The 5,793-nt window shown below is 56.5% G+C and carries 3 protein-coding genes and 4 pseudogenes; 3 read left to right on the top strand and 4 right to left on the bottom strand.

The genetic code is table 11. The features are described from left to right. Positions 1 to 77: 77 nt before the first annotated feature. Positions 78 to 1,006: pseudogene (locus Q0894_RS11575) on the bottom strand (IS3 family transposase); the annotation flags it as partial. A gap of 62 nt (positions 1,007 to 1,068) precedes the next feature. Here Q0894_RS11575 and Q0894_RS11570 point away from each other — a divergent pair. Further along, positions 1,069 to 1,267, top strand: a pseudogene (locus Q0894_RS11570) (IS3 family transposase); the annotation flags it as partial. A 29-nt stretch (positions 1,268 to 1,296) separates the two neighbouring features. Here the strand turns inward: Q0894_RS11570 and Q0894_RS11565 are convergent. Then, positions 1,297 to 1,491 (bottom strand): annotated as a pseudogene (locus Q0894_RS11565) (integrase core domain-containing protein); the annotation flags it as partial. 121 nt (positions 1,492 to 1,612) lie between these two features. Further along, positions 1,613 to 2,407: a helix-turn-helix transcriptional regulator gene (locus Q0894_RS11560; protein WP_299235465.1), complete on the bottom strand. Its 795-nt coding sequence runs from the start codon at positions 2,405 to 2,407 to the stop codon at positions 1,613 to 1,615. Between the two features lie 193 nt (positions 2,408 to 2,600). Here Q0894_RS11560 and Q0894_RS11555 point away from each other — a divergent pair. Continuing rightward, positions 2,601 to 2,696: pseudogene (locus tag Q0894_RS11555) on the top strand (hypothetical protein); the annotation flags it as partial. Between the two features lie 391 nt (positions 2,697 to 3,087). On the opposite strand, the gene Q0894_RS11550 reads toward Q0894_RS11555, so the two are convergent. Next, positions 3,088 to 4,548 carry a sodium:solute symporter family protein gene (locus Q0894_RS11550; RefSeq protein WP_299235462.1) on the bottom strand — a complete coding sequence of 487 codons (1,461 nt, stop codon included), beginning with the start codon at positions 4,546 to 4,548 and terminating at the stop codon, positions 3,088 to 3,090. Between the two features lie 262 nt (positions 4,549 to 4,810). On the opposite strand from Q0894_RS11550, the gene Q0894_RS11545 reads away from it, so the two are divergent. Next, positions 4,811 to 5,674: a LysR family transcriptional regulator gene (locus Q0894_RS11545; RefSeq protein WP_299235459.1), complete on the top strand. Its 864-nt coding sequence runs from the start codon at positions 4,811 to 4,813 to the stop codon at positions 5,672 to 5,674. Positions 5,675 to 5,793: the final 119 nt, after the last annotated feature.

Genomic DNA, 5,793 nt, shown 5'->3' with positions numbered 1-5,793 from the left:
ACTATGAGCAACAGAGTCAAGCCAAGAAGGTGGCCTGACTCAAACCAACGGGTCTCCGAGAAAGCCGGTACGGTTCAACGGCTCATGCTGCCCTCCAGGTGATTGGCCTTCAGAAAGCTTTGCCAGTCCGCGCTACTGAACTGGCTGACCTGATCCGAATGCACCATGACAAGCCCTTGGGGCTTGCGGCGCCAGTCGGCTGACAGCAAGGCATCCAGGGCCAGGTCGGTGGTCATGCGTGACTTCATCGACCACCCCACGACCTGACGCGAAAACAAGTCGATGACCACCGACAGGTAGAGCCAGCCTTCGTGGGTGCGGATGTAGGTGATGTCGGTGACCCAGGCGACATTGGGTGCCATCACGTCAAATTGGCGATCCAGACGATTGGGCGACACCACCGCCGGCTTGCCGCCATAGGCGCCAGGACGCCGCCGGTAACCGGTCTGGGAGCGCAACCCTTCCCGGCGCATCAGCCTGGCTACGCGGTGCTTGCCGCAGGTTTCACCGGCCTCTCTGAGGTCCTGGTGAATCTTGCGATAGCCGTAGACGCCGCCGCTCTCGAGCCAGGCATGCTTGATCAGCCCCAGCAGTCGTTGATCGTCTCGCGCTCGCTCAGACAGGGCGTTACGGCGCCAGGCATAGTAGCCGCTCGGGTGCACTGCCATGATGCGGCACAGACGCCGCACCGGATATTGGTCCGCATGGTCATGGATGAACGCGTACCTCAGTCGGACGCTCTGGCGAAGTACGCGGTGGCCTTTTTTAGTATATCCCGCTCTTCTGATACACGCTTCAGCTCGGCCTTCAAGCGCCGGTTCTCCGCCTGGAGATCCGCGTCCTGCTGCCGCTGTTCCGCAGGCTTGGCGTAGCGCTTGATCCATTGATAGAGACTGTAGCCGGATACTCCCAGCCGGGCGGCTACCTCCGTGACGGGATGGCCGCGTTCCGTCACCTGCTTGACGGCTTCGATCTTGAATTCTTCGGTATATCGCTGGCGGCTCATGGGACCTCCTGGGTGCCTTTAGTATAAGGACTGGAGGTGTCTACGAAACCCGAGGCGATTCAGACAATGCGTGCGCCGAGAGCTTCTTCCACAGCCTCAAGGTCGAGGCCATCCATGGCGAGCGATTCGAGACGCGAGACGCGAGACGCCATGCGACGACAAGTATTCGAGTATATTGAGTTGGAGTACAACCGGCAGCGCCGGCACAGTTCCATCGGGATGATCAGCCCAGAGGCCTTCGAAGCCCGAATGATCGCTTAAATCAGTGTCTACCAATCCTGGGTAAGATCATAACGAAGAGCGCTGAGCCGGTGTTCGTGGTTGTACCACTCGGTGAATTGCTGGCCCCCCTCCTTTGCCTCGGCCAGGGTGGCGAAGCCATCGGCGGGGAAGCCCGGGCGGGGCTTCAGCGTCTTGAAGGCCGCCTCGGCAAGGGCGTTGTCGTTACTGACGCTTGGTCGGCTGTACGACGGGGTGATGCCCAGGGGCGGTCTCAAGTTCCAAGCGCAACGCGATTGAAGGGTATGCGTTTACATCAGCTTTTAATGACGAACCTTGAGTAATAAAACACCCCTTTCGAGAAGCTCTAAAACTCATTACCGTGCTTTATTTTTCTAGATAGTCAATAAACATTCTGAATAATTCAGATTGAGAGGAAATCGAAAGTCTCTTGTATATATTCGACTTATGTAGTTTCACAGTTCCTTTTGTTATATTCATTATTAGCGCAATAGAGGAGCTACTATGCCCCCTAAGGATGAGCTTTGCAACATCCCTTTGGGTAGAAGTAAGGCGACCCTGAAATATATCAGCAAACTGACCATCCCCCCCTTTTTTTTCTTCTACATCAATTTTTGCAGATGGGATAAAGCTCTTGCAGTGCCTTGATATGGATGACGATATAATAGGTTCAAAAAATTTTATTTGAGACAACTCGGCATGACTGAAAGATTCCTTTCCTGTGTGTCTCATCAAGGAATACACTGCCGATAAATTCTCACCCAGCGGGATAATAAATCCAACCTCTTCGACTAGAGCTTCTTGTTCAGAGGAAACGCAGGGATGAATATCTTTTGATACAATGAATCCTGAAGAAAAGAAGCTGTCCGGTGCCAGGTCAGACATTCTCCATAACCCCGGAGGATGATCATGTGTGCAGGCAACATAAAAAGGGTCCAGCAGGTACCCGCCTCTGAGATATGAAGCTAGCGCTTTCCTTGATACCGATTCACTATAGCCATCATGCACCAGCACAGCAGTGCGATCTGTGCCAAACAGAAAAATACAGCTCATATCAAAGCTGACTGCCGTCTTAGTCAGGTTGTCGATCTGCAGGCCAAAGTCCTTTGTCCCTAATGCAGAAATCAGCTCAGAAATGGCAATTATCTCATTACCCTTCATAAAACTCTCAAGTCTGAATGCATAGAATAAACGCAGCTTTTTGGAGCACGAGATAGAGGCGGGAAAGTCAGCGCAAGCACCCTTCTCAACTCACCTTCATAGTCAAGCATAGCATGGGATGCCGATAGCTAACCCAAACTCAACGATACCAGATCCACGACCGCTATGACGGAGGTATGAGCCCGCGAAAGACCGCCAGGTCACCGCCGGATTCGACGGTGGCGAGATCACCTCCGATGGTGGCGTCCTGCTGCTTCGCCAACTCGATCGTGAGATGGACCTGACACGCACCATCGCGCGCCGACTGGATGGCGCCCGTACGGCTCGCTGTTGCTGGCCATGAAGGTCCAGCGACAGCGCAGCTGCCGACTACGGTCGCCCTCGTCGGCGGCCAGGCGAAAGCAGTCGGCGAAGGCGGCGAAGGGCATCAGGGTGAAACGGTGCAGCAGGACGAAGCCGATGGTGAGGGGCTCGTCTGCCAGGTGTGTGCTCATTAGCTATGTCCAGGTCTGGGTGGTGAAACAAGCCGCCAGGATGATCAAGGCTCAGGCTCCACTCTACCCCGCCAGATCACGAGGCAACCATCCAGACAGCCCTACCCGCATCTACATCACAAATACACCACAAACAGCGGCGCCCGCAGGGTCTGCGGGCGCCGCCATGACATGAGACACGCAAGCTTAGATGCGAGCCATCGAACCATTCAGCCGGGTACGGGGCGTCACCAGCGACACGGCCACGTAGCAGATCGAGGACACCACGCAGCCCGTCAACGGCCCGACCAGCCAACCCACATCGGCGAACAGCATCATGTAGCCGCTGGTGCCGAAGCCAGCCAACATGGCGACCAGTGCGCCCCAGGCTGAGCCCTGCCAGAAGGTGGAGATAAACACCGGACCGATCATGCTGGCCAGCAGCGTGCCGGTACCGAGGATCCCCAGCCAGGAGAGCATGAAGGGCGGCGCGTAGAGCATCATCAGCAGGGCGACGACACCGAGAGCCACGACGGCCAGGCGATTGACCCACAGCACCAGACGCTGGCTATGGACAAGGTCCTTGAACAGGGCAAGCCGCAGGTCATGGGATGTCGCCGAGGCCACGGTATGCAGCAGCGAGTTCGCGGTGGACTTCATGGCGAACAGGATAAACAGGGTGATAAAGCCCTGCAGTGCCGGATGCATGAAGTGTTCGAGATAGGCCGGCATGGCATTGTCAGGATCGGCCAGTTCCGGCATCTGCGCCCTCATATAGAGACCCACGATTGGCACCAGGCTCAGCAGGGCCCCGATGATCGCCACATACACGCCCGCCTTGTGAAGCTTGACGTCCGGCTTGAAGGCCAGGAAGCGTATCGCCATGAACGGCAGGACCGCGGCAAACAGGAAGGCATAGGGCAGCACGAGGAACACCGTCGCCGGGCTGTCGCCATAATGGGCTCCGGTGCTAGGATTCAGAAGCTCCGGGTCGATCGCATTGAGCGAGGCCTCCCAGGTGCCCAGATCTATCGACGTGAAGATCTGTATCATGATGATGACGGCGGCGACCGACATGCCGCAGACCATCACGGTATCGGTCCAGGCCACCGCGGCGAGTCCGCCCAGCATGGTGTAGAGGATGATGACGCCGACCATCAGCAGGGCGCTCTGGGTCAGCTCGATGCCCAGCCAGCTGGCTCCCAGCAGGCCAACGGCCTTGATCTGGCTGGTCAGGAACACCAGCAGCAGCAGGATGGTAATAAGCGCCGCGACCCCCTGCACGAGTCGGCCCATGGTACCGCCGCCATGAATCTGGGCGATATACTCGGGAATGGTGTTGCTGCCCATGTCGATGGCCTTGCGCTGCAGGAAGCTCGCAAAATAGAGTACGGCGATCATCATCGCCGGGGCGAAGAAGAAGTTCCCCAGCACCTCGATGGCACCAAACTGGTAGGTAACGCCCGGTGAGCCCATGAAGCCCCAGCCACTGAAGCCGGTGGCAACGATGGTACTGGCGCCGACGAAGGCCCCCAGCGAACGTCCAGCAACGAGAAAGCCTCCTTCATCGCCCTTCTTCATCATTCTGGAGGAGAGGAAGCCCAGATAGATCATCAGGCCGAAGGTGAGGAACAGAAGCCCCCAGTTGAACAGCTTGTAGGAATCCATGATTACTGCCTCGCTGACCCATTGGTGGACTTTCTTTTCAGCTCTCTCCGCAGGTAAGCGGCTCCGGCATGGACCAGCATGTAGAGTGTCAGTATCAGGAAGGTGGTCAACACCCAGGAATCCATATGCCTATACCTCTTGTTGTTGGTGTGGCAACAGCGTTGTGGTGTTTTCGTTTTTGCACCTTCAAGGTATTTTCCGTGCATGAAAGGCGCCAATTTGTATACTCAATACACACATCAGACATCGAAATGGGCCAATAATGACTAATATACCCACCGACCTGTTGAGGACCTTCGTCACCATCAAGGATCTCGGTGGCTTTACCAGCGCTGGCGAGCTACTGGGTCGATCACAACCCGCGATCAGCCTTCAAATCAAGAAATTGGAGGAGATCCTTGGCACCAAGATTTTTCTCAGAGGTTCCAGCCTGGAGCTCACCGAAGATGGAGAGTATCTCTACAAGGCGGCCAGGCAGATACTGGAGATCAATGACCAGGTCATTGCAAAGGTAAGAGGCGAGAATATCTCGGGCAAGGTACGCCTGGGGATTCCCAACGATTTCGAACTGGCCTTCCTGCCCAAGGCGCTACGAAAGCTGTCGCGGGTCTATCCCAACATCATCGTCGAGGTCGACTGCGAAATCAGCAAGGTGATCCTCCAGCGCTATCAGAAGGGACACTACGATATCGCCATGGCCATGGAGCGCGAAAAGGAGAATGAAGACAGGGATTCTCGCGACTACCGCCTGGAAAAACTCGAGTGGGTGTTCAGGGAGGACCACCTGGTCAGCGGTGCCGATAGCCCGCTCCCGCTGATTGCCTATCCCCAGGGGTGTGTCTATCGCTCGATCATGGAGGAGGCGTTGCAGAGCCAAGCACACCCCTATCGCTTCATGTATACCAGCACCAGCCTGCTGGGCATCTTCTCGGCCGTGGAGGAGGGACTCGGCATCACCGCGATGGCAAGCTCCGTCATTCCCGACCATCTCAAGCATGCCGTCAACACGGATTCGCTCCCTGACCTGGAGCGCGTCTGCATCGGCCTTTACTACAAGGAGCGCGAGCTGAATATCGCCTCCCGTCATGTGCTCGATTTTCTAAGGACGGGAATCGCCAATATCTAGCCCGCCACAAAACCCCAGAAAGCAAGAAAGCAGGTGGCCCGACTGAAGTGGTCCCCATCCTTCGGACCACCTGACAGGTCAGCTAAGCTCGGATCGGGACATCATCGGCGTCAGGCCGC

Origin of the sequence: uncultured Halomonas sp. (assembly GCF_947501415.1) — a bacterium.
Taxonomy (GTDB): Bacteria; Pseudomonadota; Gammaproteobacteria; order Pseudomonadales; family Halomonadaceae; genus Halomonas.
The sequence above is the reverse complement of the archived record's forward strand: the minus strand, read 5'-3'. Positions and strand labels throughout refer to the sequence as shown.

Coding starts and splice junctions, on each gene's coding strand:
- Q0894_RS11560 (WP_299235465.1), bottom strand. CDS start 2,407: ATGAAGGGTAATGAGATAATTGCCATTTCTGAGCTGATTTCTGCATTA.
- Q0894_RS11550 (WP_299235462.1), bottom strand. CDS start 4,548: ATGGATTCCTACAAGCTGTTCAACTGGGGGCTTCTGTTCCTCACCTTC.
- Q0894_RS11545 (WP_299235459.1), top strand. CDS start 4,811: ATGACTAATATACCCACCGACCTGTTGAGGACCTTCGTCACCATCAAG.